This window comes from Pseudomonas sp. BF-B-15 (genome assembly GCF_019946675.1).
Taxonomy (GTDB): Bacteria; Pseudomonadota; Gammaproteobacteria; order Pseudomonadales; family Pseudomonadaceae; genus Aquipseudomonas; species Aquipseudomonas migulae.
The window spans coordinates 35,997-57,876 of sequence record NZ_JAGYFZ010000011.1; the positions used below are offsets into that span (position 1 = coordinate 35,997).

Consider the following 21,880-nt stretch of genomic DNA (forward strand, 5'->3'; position numbering starts at 1 on the left):
AAACTTTGATGACTGCGAAGTTGGAAAAAGTTCTGATCGCCAACCGCGGTGAGATCGCACTGCGGATTCTGCGTGCCTGCAAAGAGATGGGCATCAAGACCGTCGCCGTTTACTCCAAGGCCGACAAAGAGCTGATGCACCTGGGCCTGGCAGACGAATCCGTCTGCATCGGTCCGGCCTCGGCCGCCCACTCTTACCTGCACATCCCGGCAATCATCGCCGCGGCTGAAGTGACCGGCGCCACCGCCATTCACCCAGGCTACGGTTTCCTTGCGGAAAACGCTGATTTCGCTGAGCAGGTCGAGAACTCCGGCTTCGCTTTCATTGGTCCGAAAGCCGAGACCATTCGCCTGATGGGCGACAAGGTATCGGCCAAGCACGCGATGATCGCTGCTGGCGTTCCAACCGTTCCGGGTTCTGACGGCCCGCTGCCGGAAGACGAAGAAACCGCTCTGCGCATCGGTCGCGAAGTCGGTTACCCGGTGATCATCAAAGCCGCTGGCGGCGGTGGTGGTCGCGGCATGCGCGTTGTGCATAGCGAAGAAGACCTGATCTCTTCGGCGAAACTGACCCGCTCCGAAGCAGGCGCGGCGTTCGGCAACCCGATGGTCTATCTGGAAAAATTCCTGACCAACCCACGTCACGTGGAAGTTCAGGTACTTTCCGACGGCCAGGGCCACGCCATTCATCTGGGCGACCGCGATTGCTCGCTGCAACGTCGTCACCAGAAGGTTCTCGAAGAAGCGCCGGCACCGGGCATCGACGAGAAAGCACGCCAGGAAGTCCTCGCTCGCTGCGTCAAGGCGTGCATCGACATCGGCTACCGCGGCGCCGGCACCTTTGAGTTCCTTTACGAAAACGGTCACTTCTACTTCATCGAGATGAACACTCGTGTCCAGGTAGAGCACCCGGTTTCGGAAATGGTCACCGGTATCGACATCGTCAAGGAGATGCTCAGCATCGCCGCCGGCAACAAGCTGTCGTTCACCCAGGATGACGTAGTCATCCGCGGTCACGCGCTGGAATGCCGGATCAACGCCGAAGACCCGAAAACCTTCATGCCAAGCCCGGGCACGGTCAAGCATTTCCACGCTCCAGGCGGCAACGGCGTTCGCGTCGATTCGCACCTGTACAGCGGTTATGCCGTTCCGCCGAACTACGATTCGTTGATCGGCAAGCTGATCACCTACGGCGCAACCCGTGACGAAGCCATGGCGCGCATGCGCAATGCGCTGGACGAAATCGTTGTCGACGGGATCAAGACCAACATCCCGCTGCACCGCGACCTGACCCGCGATGAAGGCTTCTGCAAAGGTGGTGTGAACATTCACTACCTGGAACACAAGCTGGCTGGCGAAAAGCACTAAGCTTTTAGCCTGATCAACAAAGCCGCCTTCGGGCGGCTTTGTTGTTTCTGAAGGTTTCATATCCCCCTGTAGGAGCGAGGCTTGCCCGCGAAGGGTGCGCCTCAATCGTACAGACATACCGCGGCGCCTGGTTCGCGGGCAAGTCGAATCGTCGCACCGCTCGCTCCTACGAAGAACACGCATATGTCGACCTTGTCGTCTTCTGCCTCGCGCTCGCGTAAACTTGCGCGCTTCTCGCAGCCCGCTAGGCTGCAATCAATATTTTTCAAAGGTGCCCGCCATGCCTTGGCTGCAAGTCCGTCTCGCCATCAGCCCAGAACAAGCCGAAACCTACGAAGACGCTTTCCTTGAAGTGGGCGCCGTGTCGGTGACTTTCATGGACGCCGAAGACCAGCCGATCTTCGAACCGGAACTCAACACCACCCCGCTGTGGTCGCACACTCACCTGCTGGCCCTGTTCGAAGGCGGCACCGAAGCCGCTTCGGTCCTGGCACATCTGGAGCTGCTGACCGGCAGCCCGCTGCCCGAGCATCACAGCGAAGTCATCGAAGACCAGGACTGGGAACGCAGCTGGATGGACGATTTCCAGCCAATGCGCTTCGGCCAACGCCTGTGGATCGTGCCGAGCTGGCACGCCGCGCCTGAACCCGACGCCGTGAACATCCTGCTGGACCCGGGCCTCGCGTTCGGCACCGGCACGCACCCGACCACCGCGCTGTGCCTGGAATGGCTCGACGGTCAGGACTTGAAAGGCTGCAACGTGCTGGACTTCGGTTGCGGCTCGGGGATCCTGGCGATTGCCGCCCTGCTGCTCGGCGCCAAGGAAGCCGTTGGCACTGACATCGACGTGCAGGCGCTGGAAGCCTCGCGCGACAACGCCGGTCGCAACAACATCGCCGATGCGCTCTTCCCGCTGTATCTGCCGGAAGATCTGCCACAGGTTAAGGCCGACGTGCTGGTGGCCAACATCCTCGCCGGCCCGCTGGTCTCCCTCGCACCGCAACTGTCGAGCCTGGTCAAGCCGGGTGGTCGCCTGGCGCTGTCGGGCATCCTCGCCGAGCAAGGTGATGAAGTAGCCGCCGCCTACGCGCAGGACTTCGATCTGGACCCGATCGCCAATCGCGATGGCTGGGTGCGCATCACTGGCCGTCGGCGCTAGAATGAGCGCCTGCATAATCCGGATCGCCGCATGACCGACAGCTTCGTCACCCAGTGCCCGCATTGCCAAACCAGCTTCCGCGTCAGCCATGCTCAGTTGAGCGTGGCCCGTGGAGTGGTTCGTTGCGGCTCGTGCCTGCAGGTGTTCAACGCCGCCAAGCAACTGCTTGAGCAGGCAGGCAAGGAAGTGATCCCCCCGGCGGCTCCGGCCATCGTCGAGACAGCCGAGCCAGAACCTCGGGCCATCAGCCAGAAGCAGTGGACTGCCGCCGAACTGGACCTGGACAGCCTGGACCTGGATGAAGAACTCGCTCGACTGGAACAGCGGGAAATCCAGCCGACCACCGAATTCGGTCGCCACCGCGAAGATAGCCTGAGCGCCCGCCGCGATAGCGCCGAGCACGACGAAGAGCCGTGGTCCGACAGCCTGTTCAGCGAATCCGCCGCCGATCGCGCCGAAGCGGCGCAAGCGACAGAAGCTGCCGAAGTCCCCCTCACGCCCGAGCCGGCGATCGAGCCGAGCAAACCTTCGCGCACCGAACCCTCGCTGTCCCTGGAACCCGTGGAGCTGGACGACGAGACTCTGCCGCCGCAACTGCGCCTGAACGATCCACTCGACGCCCCGCTCCATCACGAACGCCTGTCAGCCACCGACGCCAGTGACGATATCGACGACGACCTGCCTTCGATCGAGCCGCTGCGCAAACGCCGTGAACGCAGCGAACCGGGCGTACGTGCCGAGGTGCTGCAAGACCTGACCGATGACCCGTTGCAACTTGACTGGCAAAAACGCCGCTCGCCCTGGGGCCGACGGTTTTTCTGGTTGCTGCTGATCCTGCTCGGCGCTGGCGCACTCGCGGGTCAATACATCGCTTACCATTTTGACGAACTGGCTCGTCAGGATCAGTACCGTCCGTGGTTCCAGCAGTTCTGCCCGCAAATCGGCTGCACCGTGCCGTCAAAAGTCGACATCGCGAAAATCAAGAGCAGCAACCTGGTGGTGCGCAGCCATCCGGAATTCAATGGCGCGCTGGTGGTCGACGCGATCATCTACAACCGCGCGCCGTTCTCCCAGCCGTTCCCGTTGCTGGAGCTGCGCTTTGCCGACCTCAACGGTCACCTGATCGCCAGCCGCCGCTTCAAGCCTGGCGAGTACCTCAACGGCGATCTCGAAGGCATGGCGGAAATGCCGCCGCAAACGCCGATCCACATCGCCCTGGACATCCTCGACCCAGGCGCCAAAGCCGTGAACTACAGCCTGAGCTTTCATTCACCCGAGTGAAACGCTTCAGTGTTACGGGTTTGACGGCACATTTCTGGCAGAGACCGCTCATACCAAACTGCTGGCAATAACAGAATAACTGTTCAGATTTTGTTCAATTCAGCCTTTATCCAGTCATCGAGAGCGGGTATCATGCCAACCCTTTTTCGAACTCTCATGATCCGGCCCCACAACTGGAAAGTCCTATGTCGGCGGTACGCATCGGTCCATACACATTGCACAACGGCTTGATTCTCGCCCCTATGGCGGGTGTCACCGACCAACCCTTTCGTCAGCTGTGCAAGCGACTGGGCGCAGGACTTGTAGTCTCGGAAATGGTCACCAGCGACATGAGTTTGTGGAACACCCGCAAATCGCGCATGCGCATGATCCACGAAGGTGATCCCGAGCCACGCTCGGTGCAGATCGCCGGTGGTGATGCACAGATGCTGGCGGATGCGGCCAGGGCCAACGTCGAACTGGGCGCACAGATTATTGATATCAACATGGGCTGTCCGGCAAAGAAGGTCTGCAACAAGGCCGCCGGTTCCGCATTGTTGAAGGATGAAGCACTGGTGACCGAGATCCTGCAGGCCGTGGTGGCTGCGGTTGATGTGCCGGTTACCTTGAAGATCCGTACCGGCTGGGACCGGGACAACAAGAACGGTCTGACGGTGGCGAAGATCGCCGAGCAGGCAGGCATTACGGCGTTGGCGGTCCATGGCCGCACCCGTGCCGATCTGTACACCGGTGAAGCCGAGTACGACACCATTGCCGCGATCAAGCAGGCCGTGTCGATGCCGGTCTTCGCCAATGGCGACATCGATTCGCCGGAAAAGGCCCGCTACGTGCTCGACGCGACCGGTGCCGATGGACTGTTGGTTGGACGGGCTGCCCAGGGGCGGCCATGGATTTTTCGCGAGATCGACCATTTCCTGCGTACCGGCGAAAAACTCCCGGCGCTGGAGCTGATCGAGGTGGAACGCATTCTGCTAGAGCATCTGGCCGCACTGCACGTCTTCTATGGAGATGTCATGGGTGTCCGGATCGCTCGGAAGCATGTGGGCTGGTATCTCGCAACCTTGCCGGGCGCCAGGGAGTTTCGCGCCCACTTCAATCGTTTGGAAGATACGGAAGCACAATGCGCCAACGTTCAGGGCTTCTTCGCCGAACGTTACAAGAGCCTGACAGGGGACGGAGAAGAGGTGGCCGCATGACGATGATGACCGAGACTTTAGTGAGTGGAACAACACCCGTGAGCGACAACGTGAATTTGAAACAGCACCTCAATACGCCGAGCGAAGAAGGCCAGACCCTTCGCGGGAGTGTCGAGAAGGCGCTGCACAATTATTTCGCCCACCTTGAGGGCGCTGCCGTCACGGATGTGTACAACCTGGTGCTCTCCGAAGTCGAGGCGCCCCTGCTCGAGTGCGTGATGAACTACGTCAAGGGTAACCAGACCAAGGCCAGTGAGCTGCTCGGGCTGAACCGAGGCACCCTGCGCAAGAAACTCAAGCAGTACGATTTGCTGTAAGCATTCAATCAAACCAGAAAGGCGCCCGCGTAAAAACGGTCGCCTTTTTTGCTGACTCCTTTGCTTTTGATGGAAATTGAAATGACCGACCAGACTACCCGCCTGCCGATCCGCCGCGCCTTGATCAGCGTTTCCGACAAGACCGGGATCCTCGAATTCGCCAAAGAGCTTGAAGCCCTGGGCGTCGAGATCCTCTCCACCGGCGGAACGTTCAAGCTGCTGCGTGACAACGGCGTTGCCGCAGTGGAAGTCGCGGATTACACCGGTTTCGCAGAAATGATGGACGGTCGGGTGAAAACCCTGCACCCGAAAATCCACGGCGGTATCCTCGGTCGTCGCGGTATCGACGACGCGATCATGAACGAACACGGCATCAAGCCGATCGATCTGGTGGCCGTCAACCTGTACCCGTTCGAAGCCACCATCAACAAGCCAGGCTGTGACCTGCCGACCGCCATCGAGAACATCGACATCGGCGGCCCGACCATGGTCCGTTCCGCGGCAAAAAACCATAAAGACGTGGCCATCGTGGTAAATGCCAGCGACTACGCCAACGTGCTGGAAAGCCTGAAGGCCGGCGGCCTGACCTACGCTCAGCGTTTCGACCTGATGCTCAAGGCCTTCGAACACACCGCTGCCTACGACGGCATGATCGCCAACTACATGGGCACCGTGAACCAGGCCGCTGACACCCTCAGCACCGAAGGTCGCAGCGAGTTCCCGCGCACCTTCAACAGCCAGTTCATCAAGGCTCAGGAAATGCGCTACGGCGAGAACCCGCACCAGAGCGCGGCGTTCTACGTTGAAGCCAAGCCTGCCGAAGTCGGTATCGCCACCGCGACCCAACTGCAAGGCAAGGAGCTGTCCTACAACAACGTGGCCGACACCGACGCCGCGCTGGAATGTGTGAAGAGCTTCGTCAAGCCGGCCTGCGTGATCGTCAAGCACGCCAACCCGTGTGGTGTTGCCGTGAGCCCGGACGCCGAAGGCGGCATCCGTCAGGCCTACGAACTGGCCTACGCCACCGACACTGAATCCGCGTTCGGCGGCATCATCGCCTTCAACCGCGAACTGGATGCCGAGACCGCCAAGGCGATCGTCGAGCGTCAGTTCGTCGAAGTGATCATTGCCCCGAGCGTCAGCGAAGAAGCCCGCGCCATCGTCGCGGCAAAAGCCAACGTGCGCCTGCTGGCCTGCGGCGAGTGGTCGGCTGACCGCGCCGCTGCCTGGGACTACAAACGCGTCAACGGTGGCCTGCTGGTACAGAGCCGCGACATCGGCATGATCAGCGCCGATGACCTGAAAGTCGTGACCAAGCGTGCACCGACCGAACAGGAAATCCACGACCTGATCTTCGCCTGGAAAGTCGCCAAGTACGTCAAGTCCAACGCCATCGTCTACGCCAAGAACCGTCAGACCATCGGTGTCGGCGCAGGCCAGATGAGCCGCGTGAACTCCGCGCGCATTGCCGCGATCAAGGCTGAACATGCCGGCTTGCAGGTGGCGGGTTCGGTCATGGCATCCGATGCGTTCTTCCCGTTCCGCGACGGCCTGGACAACGCGGCCAAGGTCGGCATCACTGCGGTGATCCAGCCAGGCGGCTCGATGCGTGACGCTGAAGTGATTGCCGCCGCTGATGAAGCCGGCATCGCGATGGTGTTCACCGGCATGCGCCACTTCCGTCACTAAGCACGACGATCAACTGTGGGAGCTGGTCTGCCAGCGATAGCATCCCCTCGGTTTAGCCGATAAACCGAGTTGTTTGCATCGCCGGCAGGCCAGCTCCCACAGAAAAGCGCCCTTGCGGCGCTCAACAGAATTAGCGTCATCCGAGGTTTTTGAAATGAATGTTTTGATCATTGGCAGCGGTGGCCGTGAACACGCCCTGGCCTGGAAAGTGGCTCAGGATCCGCGCGTGCAGAAAGTTTTCGTGGCTCCGGGCAACGCCGGCACCGCCATTGAAGCCAAGTGCGAAAACGTCGCTATCGATGTGCTCGCACTGGAGCAACTGGCCGACTTCGCCGAGAAAAACGTTTCCCTGACCATCGTCGGTCCGGAAGTGCCGCTGGTTGCCGGCGTCGTCGACCTGTTCCGCTCCCGTGGCCTGGACTGCTTCGGTCCGACCGCTGGCGCCGCGCAGCTGGAAGGTTCGAAAGCCTTCACCAAGGATTTCCTGGCACGCCACAAGATCCCGACCGCCGACTACCAGAACTTCACCGAGATCGAGCCAGCCCTGGCTTATCTGCGTGAAAAAGGCGCACCGATCGTGATCAAGGCCGATGGCCTGGCCGCCGGTAAAGGCGTGATCGTTGCCATGACACTGGCCGAAGCCGAAGACGCCGTGCGCGACATGCTCGCGGGTAACGCGTTTGGCGACGCCGGTTCGCGCGTGGTCATCGAAGAATTCCTGGACGGCGAAGAAGCCAGCTTCATCGTCATGGTCGACGGCAAGAACGTCCTGCCGATGGCCACCAGCCAGGATCACAAACGCGTCGGCGACGGCGACACCGGCCCGAACACCGGCGGCATGGGTGCTTACTCCCCTGCGCCAGTCGTCACCAGCGAAGTGCACAAGCGCGTCATGGACCTGGTGATCTGGCCGACCGTGCGCGGCATGGCCGAGGAAGGCAATGTTTACACCGGTTTCCTCTACGCTGGCTTGATGATCGACAAGGCTGGTAACCCAAAAGTCATCGAATTCAACTGCCGTTTCGGCGACCCTGAGACCCAACCGGTTATGCTGCGCTTGCAGTCGAGCCTAGTGTTGCTGGTCGAGGCGGCCCTGGCGCAAGCGCTGGACAAGGTCGAAGCCCAATGGGATCCACGCCCGAGCGTCGGTATTGTTTTGGCGGCAGGCGGCTATCCTGGCGACTACGCTAAAGGCGTCGCCATCAACGGTCTGGATGCAGCCGCAGCGCTGGAAGGCAAAGTCTTCCACGCCGGTACTGCGCTCAAGGACGGTCAAGTGGTGACGGCCGGCGGTCGGGTACTTTGCGCCACTGCCATGGGTGCCAGCGTTGATGCTGCCCAGCAGCAGGCTTACAAGCTGGCCGCGAAGATTGACTGGGAAGGCTGCTTCTATCGCAAGGACATTGGCTACCGTGCCATTGCCCGTGAGCGTGGCGAAAATCAGGAATAAGCGATCCATTCGGCAGGGCTTGGGATTCAGGCCCTTGCCGGACTATTCCGGCGCCGCGCATAGTTATATTCTGGCATCAACCTACGAAGGGATTTCGCCGTGCGCTGGCTCAGGATTGCCATAGGTTTCACAGTCACGCTGCTGACGCTGCTCTGCATGCTTTCGGCCCAGGCCGCGCAAGGCAGTGGCTGGGCGCTATTGCTTGACGAACAGGGCGACCTGCAACTCAGCGACATCCGTTCCGCTCGTTTCACCAATCAATTCAGCCCCATCGAACTCGAACGCCTCACCGCGGCCGAGCCCGGTGGTGCACTCTGGCTACGCTTCAGGCTGGCACCCGGCAAGCATGAGCAGTTGCTGCAGGTGTTCGCTCCCGACCTGTCGCACCTCAATCTTTATGTGCTGGACGGCGACAAGCTGATCGAGCAATTGAACACCGGCACCGAACAGCCTCAGGCAGAACGGCCGTTACCCAACAGCGACTTCATGTTGCCGTTGCCGCAAAGCGACAAACCCCTCGACGTCTACCTGCGCCTGGTGTCCGACCACCAGATGCGGCCTTACATCACCCTGCAATCGGCAATCATGACCGCAGCCAATCAGAGCCAGACGCTGATTTACGGTCTGCTGTTCGGCTGCATCGGGATGCTGATCCTGCACAACCTGATCCGTTACGCTTACACCCGGTCGCGCAGCAGCCTGTGGCTGGCAGGTTGTGAAGCGTTGCTGATGATCAGCCTGGCGCTGCTGCTGAATCTCGCGGGCCCATGGCTGTCGGACTGGCATGCGGTGCAAACCCCGGGCGCTTACCTCGCCCTGCTGCTGACCGCACCGTGCGGGCTGATGTTTGCCTACCGTTTCTTCGCCCCGCTCGGCCCGCACCCGCTGAACAAGCTGCTGCTGGGCGACATCCTGTTCATTGTGGCTTGCGGTCTGCTGCTGCTGTTCGTCAACACGCTGCCGCTGAACATCATCACCTACGCGCTGGTCGCCCTCGCGGGGCTCACGATGTTGTTCGTCAGCGCCTGGCACTGGCAAAAAGGCTATCGCCCGGCCCGGCTGTTCGTGGCCGCCATGGTGGTGTTCAACGTCGGTACGCTGATTATCCTGCCGGCGCTGCTCGGCCTGACGCTGGTAGAACCGCAAGGCCTGATCATTGCCCTGCTGGTGTTCATTTGCATCAGCGGCCTGTTGATGAGCATTGCCCTGAGCGAACGCCAGCGCAGCATCACCGAAGACCGTTTCAGCGTCAGCCGCGATCTGGCCGCCAGCAACGCCGAGATCAATGCCAAGGCCGAATTCCTGGCGAAGATCAGTCATGAAATCCGTACCCCGATGAATGGCGTACTGGGCATGACCGAACTGTTGTTGGGCACGCCACTCTCGGTCAAGCAGCGCGATTACGTGCAAACCATTCACAGCGCCGGCAACGAACTGCTGACCCTGATCAACGAGATTCTCGACATCTCCAAGCTCGAATCCGGGCAGATCGAGCTCGACGATGTGCAGTTCGATCTCAATGCACTGATCGAAGACTGCCTGAGTATCTTCCGCGCCAAGGCCGAACAGCAGAACGTCGAGCTGATCAGCTTTATCCAGCCACAAGTGCCGCGGGTCATCAGCGGTGACCCGACGCGCCTGCGCCAGACGCTGCTGAGCCTGCTGGAAAACGCCCTGAAGAAAACCGACGAAGGCGAGATTCTGATTGTCGTCGCCCTCGACGAGCGCACGGCCAAACCGCGTTTGCGCATTGCCGTACAAGACAGCGGCGAGCCGATGGATGCCGAGGAGCGCGACGCGCTGATGCACGCCGAACTGCACAGCAAGAACTTCCTCTCGACCACCCGCCTGGGCGGCAACCTGGGGCTGGTGATCGCCCGTCAGTTGATTCGCCTGATGCAAGGGGAATTCGGCATCAAGAGCGGCGCCAGCCAGGGCAGCACCTTATGGCTGACGTTGCCGCTGGACCCCGACCGCCTCGAACACCCGACGTCCGACCTCGATGGCCCGCTGCAAGGCGCAAGGGTATTGGTGGTGGACGACAACGACACTTGCCGCAAGGTGCTGGTGCAGCAGTGCAGTGCCTGGGGCCTGAATGTCAGCGCGGTGCCGTCCGGCAAGGAAGCCCTGGCGCTGCTGCGCACCAAGGCTCACCTGCGCGATTACTTCGATGTGGTCCTGCTGGACCAGAACATGCCCGGCATGACCGGCATGCAACTGGCGGCCAAGATCAAGGAAGACCCGAGCCTGAACCACGACATCCTGCTGATCATGCTCACGGGCATCAGCAATGCGCCGAGCAAGATCATCGCGCGCAACTCCGGGATCAAGCGCATCCTCGCCAAACCGGTGGCCGGCTACACCTTGAAGACCACGCTGGCGGATGAACTGAATCAACGCAACAAGGGCCTCGCGGTATCGCAGTTCCCATCCACCGGCCCGACCCTGCCGGTCAAGGTTCCCAGCGACTTCCGCATTCTGGTCGCCGAAGACAACAGCATCTCGACCAAGGTGATTCGCGGCATGCTGGGCAAACTCAACCTGCAACCGGACACCGCCAGCAATGGCGAAGAAGCCTTGCAGGCAATGAAAGCCCAACGTTACGACCTGGTGCTGATGGATTGTGAAATGCCGATCCTCGACGGTTTCTCCGCCACCCAGCAATTGCGTGCCTGGGAAGTCGGCAACCAGCGGATTCGCACCCCCGTGGTGGCATTGACCGCACACATCCTCGCCGAGCATAAAGAGCGCGCACGTCAGGCCGGCATGGACGGCCACATGGCCAAACCGGTCGAGCTGTCGCAGTTGCGCGAACTGATCGAACATTGGGTTGCCCAGCGCGATCAGCAGCAACGGACGGCAACACAACCGTCCTGAGCCGACAGACCCTGCAACGCCTGATAGACTCCCCCACGACTTCTCTCGCCAGTGAGCCTGCATCATGCTCCACGTGTTGTTCAGCGTTTACCTGAAGATGCTGGTGCTCTACAGCCCGTTCTTCGTGTTGTCCTGTTTCATCAGCCTGACCCGCGGTTATTCGCGCAAGGAACAACGGCGGCTGGCCTGGAAAGTGGCAACGGCCACACTGATTTCCAGTGTCTTGCTGTACTTGTTCGGACGGTACATTTTCAGTGTTTTCGGCATTACCGTGGATGCGTTCCGCATCGGTGCCGGCAGCGTGCTGTTCATCTCTGCGCTGGGCATGGCCCAGGGCAAGTCGGCGGTCCAGACCGATAACGTGCAGCAGGACGTCACCATCGTCCCGCTGACCATCCCCCTGACCGTCGGCCCCGGCACCATCGGCGCCTTGCTGGTGATGGGCGTGAGCCAGCCCCACTGGGATGACAAGCTCACCGCCATCCTCAGCATTGCCCTGGCCAGCTTTACCGTCGGTGTGGTGCTTTACCTGTCGAACCGCATCGAACGCATTCTCGGCGACCAGGGCTTGCAGATTGTCAGTCGCCTGATGGGGTTGTTTGTGTGTGCACTGGCGGCGCAGATCATTTTCACCGGTGTGAAAGGGTATCTGGTGCCGTAGGACGATGGAATGCCAGAGGCTTGATGCCTCTGGCAACCCGGTTCTTTTAAACAGGCGAAAACTCCATGAACACAGCCTCGCGAAGATCGTCGAGGTATTTGATGCACTCAGCCTCTTTGCGCAAGTCCTCCTCATGAATGGTAAAGAGCGCTTTACCTTGATACATCTCAACGTCAGAGCTGTTCCATTCGACAAAAATAACTTTGGTATTGTTGACCGATGAGTCGTAACGCACTGTGCCTACGGCCATCGTAACTTCAGCGTCTTCGTCTTGTTTGCACACAGACACACCGAAGTTCGCACCACTGGATTCGACAGCATGACGTTCAAATAGCTTGACCGCATCAGGTTGCTTTTTCAGCGCCTCAATGGTTTTTTCCGCTACAACTTTCAACGCGCCCCCAGCAGAACCCGCAACGCCACCGGCGACAGAATAAACAATATCCAGCGCAACATTATCCATCGTCAACTTGGCAGTACTTGACTTGTACTGAGTGAACGCACTGTGATACTCAGTCCAGCCCATGGCAAACAGCAATTTTTTAAAGCACTCGTAGCGAGCAACCTTCTCTGCCTTCCCCGGAAATAGAAGTTTTGAGGCAATATCGGCATAGGCGTAGGTGTTTTTTACAATGCGTTTGTTACGCCTCGACATCCCCTCCAGAAAACCAACGATGCCACTGCCCATGATGGCGGCATTCAATTCATCCCGATCAATCGGCAACTTTACTGCAGAGCGCGCCTGGATTTTCGGACCGGCAAGTTCAAGTTTGGCTCGACATTGCTCAAGACATTGATCGAAATACAAACTGGCTTCTGCTTCATTCATTTTATTCATCTTATAAACCTTAAATTCAAATATATATAAAAGCCGAACTGGCTTCATCGAAAAACTATCGCACCCACCGGATAGATTCAACAGCACCAGAACTTATAAAAAAGCCACAAAACAATCTATAAATACCGAGATGTAACAACCCATAATCAATTACAACAAATCAATAAAAACAAAACAACGGCAAACCCCAATAGATCCGCACACGCCTGCACGCCCCATTAAAAAACAAGAACCAAACTTACACAGAAAGGTAAATAATCCGACTCACCAAAAGCGCTAGAAGATAAATACCCTCTATTCATTCAGGAATTAACCTACACCCTACGGCGAATGTTTTTTACGACAGCGCAAAGAAAAAGCCACGGCAAATCGAGTGGAAACCCGGCCGTGGCTTTTTTTAGCGAAGCGCAACGCTTCAGGTGGCAGGCTTTTCTCCATACCAACGCGGCGTGTACACCCAGTCACCACCCCCCATACGCGAAAACACGCAGGTCGTAGACGAACCCACCAGGACCATGGTGCGCATATCCACCTGGTCCGGGGTCAACTGGCCAAGCGTCGTCACTCGCAGTGTCTGTCCTGGGCGACCGATGTCACGCCCCAACACCACCGGCGTCGCAGGTGTGCGGTATTGCGCGACGATCTCCAGCGCCCGGCCAAGTTGCCATGGACGGGACCGAGAGATCGGGTTGTAGAACGCCAGGGCGAGGTCGGCCTGTGATGCAAGGTCCAGACGCTTCTCGATGATCTCCCAAGGCTTGAGGTTGTCCGACAGCGACAACACACAGAAGTCATGCCCCAGCGGCGCACCGGCCTGAGCCGCCGTCGCCAGTGAAGCAGAAACCCCCGGCAGAATTTCCAGATCGACGTTGTGCCACGCGGCATCGCTGGACTCGTGAAGTGCTTCGAGCACCGCAGCCGCCATGGCGAACACTCCCGGATCACCGGAAGAAACCACCACCACCGACCGTCCTTGTGCCGCCAGTTCAAACGCGTGGCGCGCACGCTGCATCTCTTCGCGGTTGTCGGTGCAATGCATGACTTGATCCGCACGGAACGGGCCGGCCATGCGCACATAGGTTTCGTAACCGAGCACATCATTGGCGCGCGCCAGTTCGGCCTTGACCGCCGGCACCATCAGCTCGGCAGCACCAGGGCCAAGACCGATCACCGCCAGACGACCGCGAGGACGCCCGATCGACAATGGGTCCTGAGGTTGCTCGGCCACTGCGATAGCAAGGGTGTCGTCGCCGAAGATCTTCACAGACTGACCGAGGGCGTTGCGTGCCAGCTCACTGACTGCGCCGACATCGTTGCCAAAACGCAGCGGCACACCCAGCTCAAGCGCTGCTTCACGCAGCGCCGCACTCGACATTTCGCTATCGGCGGCCAGCAGACAGGCCACCGATTGCACGGCGATCTTTGCCTGATGCAACGCCTCGCGAATCGCATTCGGCAGATCGGCCACGCCGGTACCGACGGCCACCAACACGTTGCGCGGATAGATCAACAGCTCGTTGGCTGCCGGCGTACGCTCGGCATGACCGACGTGAACGGCCAGCCGCGCCTGCGGGTCCTCGGGCAACTGCGCCTGCGCCAACCACGGGGCCGCGCCTTCGATGCGCACCGTTTCACCGGCCAGCAAATCGGAAACGAAGCGCTTGCCCAGTTCCAGATCGCCCAGGGCATAACCGCTGGGTGGATTGAGCAGGCAGGTGCCGAAGCGCAATTCGCCACTGGTGGTGATCGCCGCCGCGACGTCCAGTGCAGCCGCAATTTCTCGCGCCAGCACGTTCACGCCGCCCAGACCGCCCAGCAACGGCACCACTGCGCTGCCGTCTTCAGCAACGGCCAGCACCGGTGGTTCGGCGCCCTTTTCCAGCAGCAACGGCGCCAGGGTGCGAATCACAATGCCAGCGGCGCACAGGGCAATGATCGGCGTGTCCTGCTGATAGAGCTCACGCAGGGTCGCGCCGAACTCGTGATAGATGCGGTCCGCGCCCTCGACCCGCTCGGCCAGACCGTGGATCAAGGCGCCCGGGTACACCTGCTGAATTTTACGTGCGGTCGCGAGGCTGCCATTGCCGAGAATGACAATCGCCGGAACTGGACGAGTCATCAGCCTTGCCACCTTTCACCTGGAACGATGATCAGCGAGAAGTACGGCGAGGACATCGGTTCGACCTGATCCAGCGGTACGATCTTCTGATTGGCCATGGTCGCGCGCTCGACATACAGCGCGCGCTCGGCCAACCCGAGTTCTTCCAGCACCTGACGGACTTTGGGAAAGTTGCGCCCCAGCTTCATGATCACCGCCGCATCCGCATCGGCGAGACGCCGCTTGAGGTCATCGTGCGGCAACACGCCGGACAGCACCGACAGGCTTTGATTGCGATACACCAACGGCGCGCCAAGTACCGAAGCGCCGCCGAGCATCGAACAGACACCGGGCACGACTTCGGCCTCATATCGCTCGGCCAGACGATCGTGCAGGTACATGTAGGAACCGTAGAAGAACGGATCGCCTTCGCAGATCACCGCCACGTCTCGGCCCGCATCCAGGTGCGCGGCGAGTTCTTCGCCGGCCGCATCGTAGAAATCGCTGATCACCTCTTCATAGGACAGCGGTGCCGGCAAGGCTTCGGTGGTCACCGGATACACCAGCGGCAGCAGGGTCTGAGCGTCCTGCAAATGCGCTTCGATGATGCCGAAGGCGTTGCCCTTTTTGCCCTTGGCAACGAAGTACGCCACCACCGGCGATTCGCGCAGCAGGCGCAGGGCCTTGACTGTAATCAGTTCCGGATCACCGGGGCCGACGCCGAGGCCGATCAAACGTCCAGGTTGCTGCATCATTCGATCTCCGTGGCGAGGGCATTGACGGCGGCGGCGGCCATGGCGCTACCGCCCAGCCGGCCTTGCATGATGACAAACGGCACACCGCGACTGTCGGCGGCGAGTGCGGCCTTGGATTCGGCGGCACCGACGAAGCCTACCGGGAAGCCAAGGATCAGTGCCGGTTTCGGCGCCCCGGCGTCGAGCATTTCCAGCAGATAAAACAGTGCGGTCGGCGCGTTGCCAATCACCACCACGCTACCTTCCAGGTGCGGGCGCCACAGTTCCAGCGCGGCGGCGGAACGGGTGTTGCCCAGTTCACGGGCAAGCTCCGGAACGCTTTCATCGCGCAGGGTGCAGATGACTTCATTGTTCGCCGGCAAACGCGTGCGGGTCACGCCTTCGGAGACCATCCGCGCATCACACAGGATCGGTGCACCGGCGGCCAAAGCATCGCGCCCGGCCTTGCCCGCGCCTTCCGAAAATTGCAGGCCGTCAATCGCATCGACCATGCCGCAGGCGTGTATCACCCGCACCGCGAGTTTTTCCAGATCGGCCGGGATTCGCTCGAGGTTGGCCTCGGCACGAATGATCGCGAAGGAGTTGCGATAGATCTCCTGACCGTCGCGGATGTAATCAAGCATCAAGGGGGCTCCGTGAGCGGGCGTCGAGCAAGGCGTCGACCGCTTCAATAGTAAGGTTGCGTGCGTGCAGGGCGCCGAAACCCGGCTGCCCCGCTTCGCGAAAATAGAGGTCGTAATGACCGGGGGTGACGGCCAGCAAAGTGACCGGCGCACTGTGCGCGGCGGCACAGGAACGCGGGCAACCGCTCAGATGCACGCTCAGCAGCTGACCATGGCGTTGCAGCAATGCGGCCAGTTGCAGAGCGTCCTGCTTGGTATCGGCCAGGCCCTTGGCGCAGCCCGTCGAGCCAGTGCAGGCAATCAACCGCGACAAGGCCTGACCGGCATCGCAGACCAGGCCCAACTCGTGCAGGCGGCGGATGACTTCATCGGCGTTGTCGTGGTGAATGTTCGGTAACAACAGGCTTTGCCATGGCGTGAACCGCAGCGTTGCATCGCCGTATTCCTGCGCCAGTCGAGCGGCGCCCCGAAGCATGGTGCTATCGAGTCGTCCGAGAGGCGGCACGCCCCCGACATAGACATGACCGGCTTGCGCCTGCGGGTGCGCGCCAATGTGCAGCACCTCGTTACTGACTGAACGTTGCCAGATGCTAACGGGCTGGAAAGGCAGTCGCTCGGCGAGGCGAGCGAGAAATTCGGCTTGAGGGACGTCGACCAGCAAGTGGCGCATCCGCGTGTGTTCAGGTCCCGCCAGTTCCAGGAAAAGCTCCAGCACGGCGACCACCAGCGCGTGGCCATCTTCCAGTGGAACACGACCGGCCGGTTGATCGGTGGGGCATCCCGCCAGACCGAAAGCCAGCCATCGCTCGCCCTCTCGCTCGACCGCGGACAACCACAGATCGTGGGGGTGTTCGAGCATCGCCAGGCGTTCACCGCCATCCAGTTGCACGGCGAATTTGGCGCTGAGGTCGTGAAAGCGTTCTTGCCCCTGCAAGGTGGCGAGGATCTGTGTGGCCAATTCACGCGTGTCGAACAGCATCTGCCGATCGATACCCGCGCTCGGGCTCAGCATCAGATTACGTACATCGTCGCCCGCCGCATGCGAAGGGCCAAGGCCTGCGGCGAGCAGACTTTCGATCAACGCTTCCTGCTCTTTGACGATGCCGCGAATCTGCAGGTTGGCCCGGTTAGTGGCCTCGATCACTGAGCCGGCATAACGCTGCGCACCTTCGGCGACAGCATTGGCCTGCTCGGAAGTGAGGGTGCCGCCCGCCAGTTTTATCCGGCAGATACCGCCGTCTCTGGCCTGGACGATACGCAGCAGCCCCGGACAGGCCGAGGGGCGTAAAGCGCGGGACATAGGGAGTTCGTTCAAAGGGATGACCGGATCTGAAGTGGGAGCGCCCCCCGTCGGAGGCGAGCGGTATTATGCCTGCTTTGCCGCGCAGCATCATAAGACCACGTGTCGCATTTGCTCCGACCTTGAATCCATCAGGCGGCCTCCCTCACAGGCGCTCTGAATAAAACTCGAAAATGGCGTCAGCGATCCGGTCGAGCCGATCGTTCAACTCCGGGCGGACTTTATCGAAGCGTGCCCTGTTCAGGGTGAAAGGGGCGGCTCGATGCGTGAGCGTCACGTTGCCCTCCTTCCAGTCCCAAAACAGGAAATCTTCCCGCTGCGCCAGCGCCCGAAGCGAAAAGTCATTCAGGTCCAGTGATAATTTCCCTTGTTTGTCGTATTCAGCGGGGGCAATGGAAAACTCCCTGCCACGCAGACTTTCGGTGGCCAATGACCAAAGCGCCGACGAATTAGCCAACAATGAATCAAACATGTCTTTTGCAACTATCGCCATCTGACTATTAACAGCGGCAATTCTGTTCAAATAAATCTGAGTTACTTTTCCTGCAAAGTGACTGTAACTTTTCTCGACAACCCTGCGTTCGTCAATTTCCCAACCCAAGTCCCATAACACCACGGCAAACAAGGAAAACCAGCCTTGCGGATCTGTGTCCCTATTGCGCTGCTGACTCGCATACCACTGCGCATAACGCACGCTGGAGTTGACGTCACGCTTGTCCTGACGCGACACGCCTCTGGCCGTGCTGACCAGGTTGCCGCCCAATAGCGACCCGGCAGCGCCTTGCTGATCCTGAGAGGCGTAAAGTCGAGAGTTCTTTGTTTGCCGTGGCGCGAAGTCTCGGTTGAACGCATCGGAATAAGCCATCAAGTCCAGGCTCCCTGTTTTATCAATAACCATAGTCAATTCCTTTCAACCATTATCAAATGAGTGCATGAATATTCAAACTACATAACTTAACTACGACCAGCTACAGACTAATCAAACCAACTTAAAACATTCTATTACTCGCCTCCGCGTCTGCCGCGTTATCATATGCCGCTTTATGCAGATGAATAGAGATCACACATGGCACGCTGGCTGACCGTGACAGGCATTGGTGAAGACGGCTTCAAGGGTTTGGGCAGGAATGCCCGGCATGCGTTGCTGGCTGCCTCGAAGATCTTCGGCAGTCAGCGGCAACTGGACCTGCTGCCGCCCTGCATCCGTGGCGAACGCAAACTCTGGCCGACGCCGTTCTCCCTCGATGCGTTGCTGGCCTTGCGGGGTGAGCCGGTGTGCGTGCTGGCCAGCGGCGATCCGATGTTCTTCGGTGTCGGCGCCAGCCTCGCCCGGCAATTGCCCAGCGCGGAAATGCTGATCCTGCCGGCGCCCTCTTCCTGCTCTCTGGCGGCCGCGCGAATGGGCTGGCCGTTGCAGGATGTGGTCACGCTATCGGTGGTCGCTCGCCCGGTCGCGGCGCTAAACGCGCAGTTGTTCAGCGGTGTTCGCTTGCTGGTACTCAGCAACGATGGGCAAAGCCCCGCCGCAATAGCGGCGTTGTTGCGCGAACGTGGTTTCGGGCCAAGCCGCCTGAGCGTGCTGGAACATTTGGGTGGCGAGGCCGAGCGACGCATCGACGGTGTCGCCAACGACTGGGCCGACCCGGCAATCGCCGACCTCAACCTGATCGCCATCGAGTGCATCGCCGACCCCGACACGCCGCGCCTTTCGCGACTGGCCGGCCTGCCGGATTCGGCGTTCAGGCACGACGGTCAACTGACCAAGCGCGATGTGCGTGCAATCACCCTCGCGCGCTTGGCCCCGGTTCCCGGTGAACTGTTGTGGGACGTCGGCGCCGGCAGCGGCTCGATCGGCATCGAGTGGATGCGCGCCCATCCGGGTTGCCGGGCGCTGGCGATCGAGGCCGATGAGGGCCGGCAACTGTTGATCGAGCACAACCGCGACGCGCTCGGCGTGCCCGGCCTGCAATTGGTTCGCGGCAGTGCGCCGCAAGCCCTCACAGGTCTGGAACGCCCGGACGCGATCTTCATCGGTGGCGGCGTCACCCGCGAAGGCGTGCTGGACACTTGCTGGGCGGGGCTCAAACCCGGTGGCCGACTGATCGCCAACGCGGTCACGCTACAAAGTGAAATGACCCTGATGGCCTGGCGCGAGCAACATGGCGGCGAGCTGACGCGTATCCATATCGCCCAGGCGCAACCGCTGGGCGACTTCGATACTTGGCGCCAGGCCTTGCCGATTACTTTGCTCGACGTGGTCAAACCTTTCGATGCGTGACGAAACCGCCGAACAACCCGCACCGCTGCGTAGCGGCCTGACCACCGGCAGCTGCGCCACCGCCACCAGCCTGGCGGCCGCTCGATTGCTGCTCGGCGGAACGAGTGCAGACGCCGTGGACATCGTCCTGCCCAAAGGCAAGCGCGTGCAGATGCGCCTGGAATTCTGCCGGTTGCTGGATGACGGCGCCGAAGCTGGAACGATCAAGGATGCCGGTGACGATCCGGACGTGACCCACGGCGCGCTGCTCTATTCCCGAGTGCGCCTGAGCGCAGAACCGGGCATTCGTTTCTGTGCCGGTCGTGGTGTCGGCACCGTCACCCGGCCGGGCCTGGTGCTGGGCGTCGGCGAGCCGGCGATCAACCCAGTGCCGCGCAAGATGATCAGCGATCATTTGACCTCACTCGCGCAAGAGCTCGATTACCACGGCGGTTTCGAAGTCACGGTAAACGTCGAAGGCGGCGAGGCGCTGGCGTTGAAAACCATGAACCCTCGGCTGGGCATTCTCGGTGGTCTGTCGATTCTCGGCACCAGCGGCATCGTCCGGCCGTTTTCCTGTGCGGCATACATTGCCTCGATCCATCAGGGCATCGACGTGGCGAAAACCAACGGTTACCTGCACATCGCAGCATGCACTGGCAACGCCAGCGAAGACACCATGCGCCGAGTCTACGACCTGCCGGAAATCGCCCTGATCGAAATGGGCGACTTCGTCGGTGCGGTGCTCAAACACCTGCGCAAAGTGCCGGTGGCCAAACTCAGCATTTGTGGTGGTTTCGGCAAGATCAGCAAACTGGCGGCCGGGCACATGGATCTGCACAGTCGGCATTCGAGCATCGACCTGCCGCAACTGGCCGAATGGGCTGCGGCGGTCGGCGCGGACGAAGCGCTGCAGCAGGCAATACGTGAAGCCAACACCAGTCAACAGGCCTTGGCCATGGCCAGCGCCGCCGGCATCGCACTCGGCGACGCGGTATGCCGGCACGCACTGGATTTTGCCCGCAGTGTGGTGCCGGCGCAGGTTCAGGTCGAAGTGTTTGCCATCGATCGACAAGGCGGGATTGTCGGCCACGCAGGAGCTTTTCAATGAAACGCCTATTGCTGCTCGGCGGTGTGACGGAAGCGCTGGCCATCGCCCGCACGTTGGGGCCGGAACACATCTACAGCCTGGCCGGCGTCGGTCGTGTGCCGACCGATCTGGCCTGTCGGGTTCGCGTTGGCGGTTATGGCGGCGCGGACGGCCTGGCGCAGTTCATCCGCGACGAAGGGATCGATCTGCTGCTGGACGCGACTCATCCCTACGCTGCGCAAATCAGCCAGAACGCCGCGACCGCTGCGCGGATGTCCGGCGTTCCCTGCTGGGCACTGCGCCGCCCGGCCTGGCAACCACAAGCCGGGGATGACTGGCGCGAAGTCAGTGACTGGGCCGAGCTGATCGAAGCACTCAAACCGTTCCGCCGACCACTGTTCACCCTCGGCCGCGAACCCTTGCAACACCTGCATGAAATCCCTGCGCAGCAATTCTGGACGTTGCGCGCCCTGGACGTTTATCCGGGCAACGAGCGCTGCGAAGTGATCGGCGCACGCGGGCCGTTTCCGATTGAGGATGAACGTGAGTTGTTCGAGCGCCGGCAGATCGATGTGCTGATCAGCAAAAACAGCGGCAGCACCGCCACCGAGCCGAAACTCGAAGTGGCGCGGGAGCGTGGAGTGCCGGTGCTGGTGTTGAAGCGGCCGGTGTTGCCGGGGGTGGAGCGGGAGTTTGGGAGTGTGGGTGAACTGCTAAGTGCCTTATCTGTGTCGGACCTTTCCTAACACCTGCATAGCCTTGTCATTTTGCCCGCAACACTCTAGGAAAGAGCCGACTGTACCTCCTATAGCCCCAATCCTATATTCGCATTCCTTAAATCCTATCAAGCACAACGACTCGATTCTTGGGGAACGACCAACCACAAGTAGAGGAAAGCGTTGCTTGCCAATGTGTATCCCAA

Annotated in this window: 18 protein-coding genes; 12 read left to right on the forward strand and 6 right to left on the reverse strand. The window is 60.5% G+C overall.

What is annotated here, in order from left to right:
* Positions 1-8 precede the first annotated feature (8 nt).
* The 9 genes from accC to KGA97_RS05725 all read left to right on the forward strand — a co-directional run bounded on the left by accC (position 9) and on the right by KGA97_RS05725 (position 11,997).
* Positions 9-1,367: an acetyl-CoA carboxylase biotin carboxylase subunit gene (accC, locus tag KGA97_RS05685; RefSeq protein ID WP_008038726.1), complete on the forward strand. Its 1,359-nt coding sequence runs from the start codon at positions 9-11 to the stop codon at positions 1,365-1,367.
* A gap of 280 nt (positions 1,368-1,647) precedes the next feature.
* On the forward strand, positions 1,648-2,526 hold the full coding sequence (gene prmA / locus KGA97_RS05690) for a 50S ribosomal protein L11 methyltransferase (protein ID WP_223449964.1): 879 nt from the start codon (positions 1,648-1,650) through the stop codon (positions 2,524-2,526).
* Positions 2,527-2,556: 30 nt separating this feature from the next.
* The gene (locus tag KGA97_RS05695; RefSeq protein WP_207284766.1) at positions 2,557-3,807 is read left to right on the forward strand and encodes a DUF3426 domain-containing protein; all 1,251 of its coding nucleotides are present in this window, start codon (positions 2,557-2,559) and stop codon (positions 3,805-3,807) included.
* Between the two features lie 185 nt (positions 3,808-3,992).
* Positions 3,993-5,003 carry a tRNA dihydrouridine synthase DusB gene (gene dusB / locus KGA97_RS05700; protein WP_150633367.1) on the forward strand — a complete coding sequence of 337 codons (1,011 nt, stop codon included), beginning with the start codon at positions 3,993-3,995 and terminating at the stop codon, positions 5,001-5,003.
* Entirely contained in the window at positions 5,000-5,320 is a 321-nt protein-coding gene (fis, locus tag KGA97_RS05705) for a DNA-binding transcriptional regulator Fis (protein ID WP_007907419.1), read from the forward strand. The genes dusB and fis overlap by 4 nt, the downstream gene beginning before the upstream one ends.
* An 81-nt stretch (positions 5,321-5,401) precedes the next feature.
* Positions 5,402-7,009, forward strand: coding sequence for a bifunctional phosphoribosylaminoimidazolecarboxamide formyltransferase/IMP cyclohydrolase (gene purH, locus KGA97_RS05710; RefSeq protein ID WP_223480356.1), 1,608 nt, complete (start codon positions 5,402-5,404; stop codon positions 7,007-7,009).
* Positions 7,010-7,163: 154 nt separating this feature from the next.
* On the forward strand, positions 7,164-8,459 hold the full coding sequence (gene purD, locus KGA97_RS05715; protein ID WP_084319205.1) for a phosphoribosylamine--glycine ligase: 1,296 nt from the start codon (positions 7,164-7,166) through the stop codon (positions 8,457-8,459).
* A 99-nt stretch (positions 8,460-8,558) separates the two neighbouring features.
* On the forward strand, positions 8,559-11,336 hold the full coding sequence (locus tag KGA97_RS05720) for a hybrid sensor histidine kinase/response regulator (protein WP_223480357.1): 2,778 nt from the start codon (positions 8,559-8,561) through the stop codon (positions 11,334-11,336).
* 64 nt (positions 11,337-11,400) lie between these two features.
* A complete protein-coding gene (locus KGA97_RS05725; protein ID WP_008031249.1) occupies positions 11,401-11,997 on the forward strand; it encodes a MarC family protein in 597 nt (198 codons plus the stop codon).
* A gap of 46 nt (positions 11,998-12,043) precedes the next feature.
* Here KGA97_RS05725 and KGA97_RS05730 read toward each other — a convergent pair whose 3' ends face one another.
* The 6 genes from KGA97_RS05730 to KGA97_RS05755 all read right to left on the reverse strand — a co-directional run bounded on the left by KGA97_RS05730 (position 12,044) and on the right by KGA97_RS05755 (position 18,509).
* Positions 12,044-12,835, reverse strand: a complete 792-nt coding sequence (locus KGA97_RS05730; protein WP_223480358.1) for a hypothetical protein — start codon at positions 12,833-12,835, stop codon at positions 12,044-12,046.
* A gap of 415 nt (positions 12,836-13,250) precedes the next feature.
* Entirely contained in the window at positions 13,251-14,954 is a 1,704-nt protein-coding gene (cobJ, locus tag KGA97_RS05735; protein WP_223480359.1) for a precorrin-3B C(17)-methyltransferase, read from the reverse strand.
* Complete coding sequence (locus tag KGA97_RS05740) at positions 14,954-15,685, reverse strand: precorrin-2 C(20)-methyltransferase (RefSeq protein ID WP_032828913.1); 732 nt, start codon at positions 15,683-15,685, stop codon at positions 14,954-14,956. Before KGA97_RS05740 ends, cobJ begins: the two co-directional genes overlap by 1 nt.
* Positions 15,685-16,311, reverse strand: a complete 627-nt coding sequence (locus KGA97_RS05745) for a precorrin-8X methylmutase (RefSeq protein ID WP_008038718.1) — start codon at positions 16,309-16,311, stop codon at positions 15,685-15,687. The genes KGA97_RS05740 and KGA97_RS05745 overlap by 1 nt, the downstream gene beginning before the upstream one ends.
* Complete coding sequence (gene cobG / locus KGA97_RS05750) at positions 16,304-17,611, reverse strand: precorrin-3B synthase (RefSeq protein WP_223480360.1); 1,308 nt, start codon at positions 17,609-17,611, stop codon at positions 16,304-16,306. The genes KGA97_RS05745 and cobG overlap by 8 nt, the downstream gene beginning before the upstream one ends.
* A gap of 145 nt (positions 17,612-17,756) precedes the next feature.
* Entirely contained in the window at positions 17,757-18,509 is a 753-nt protein-coding gene (locus KGA97_RS05755; RefSeq protein WP_223480361.1) for a hypothetical protein, read from the reverse strand.
* A gap of 168 nt (positions 18,510-18,677) precedes the next feature.
* Between KGA97_RS05755 and KGA97_RS05760 the strand changes: the two genes are divergently transcribed.
* Genes KGA97_RS05760 through KGA97_RS05770 form a run of 3 tightly spaced genes read left to right on the forward strand, consistent with a single transcriptional unit; the run spans position 18,678 to position 21,704 of the window.
* On the forward strand, positions 18,678-19,889 hold the full coding sequence (locus KGA97_RS05760; RefSeq protein ID WP_008038715.1) for a bifunctional cobalt-precorrin-7 (C(5))-methyltransferase/cobalt-precorrin-6B (C(15))-methyltransferase: 1,212 nt from the start codon (positions 18,678-18,680) through the stop codon (positions 19,887-19,889).
* The gene (locus KGA97_RS05765; RefSeq protein ID WP_008038714.1) at positions 19,882-20,979 is read left to right on the forward strand and encodes a cobalt-precorrin-5B (C(1))-methyltransferase; all 1,098 of its coding nucleotides are present in this window, start codon (positions 19,882-19,884) and stop codon (positions 20,977-20,979) included. Before KGA97_RS05760 ends, KGA97_RS05765 begins: the two co-directional genes overlap by 8 nt.
* Positions 20,976-21,704, forward strand: coding sequence for a cobalt-precorrin-6A reductase (locus tag KGA97_RS05770; RefSeq protein ID WP_223480362.1), 729 nt, complete (start codon positions 20,976-20,978; stop codon positions 21,702-21,704). The genes KGA97_RS05765 and KGA97_RS05770 overlap by 4 nt, the downstream gene beginning before the upstream one ends.
* Positions 21,705-21,880 lie beyond the last annotated feature (176 nt).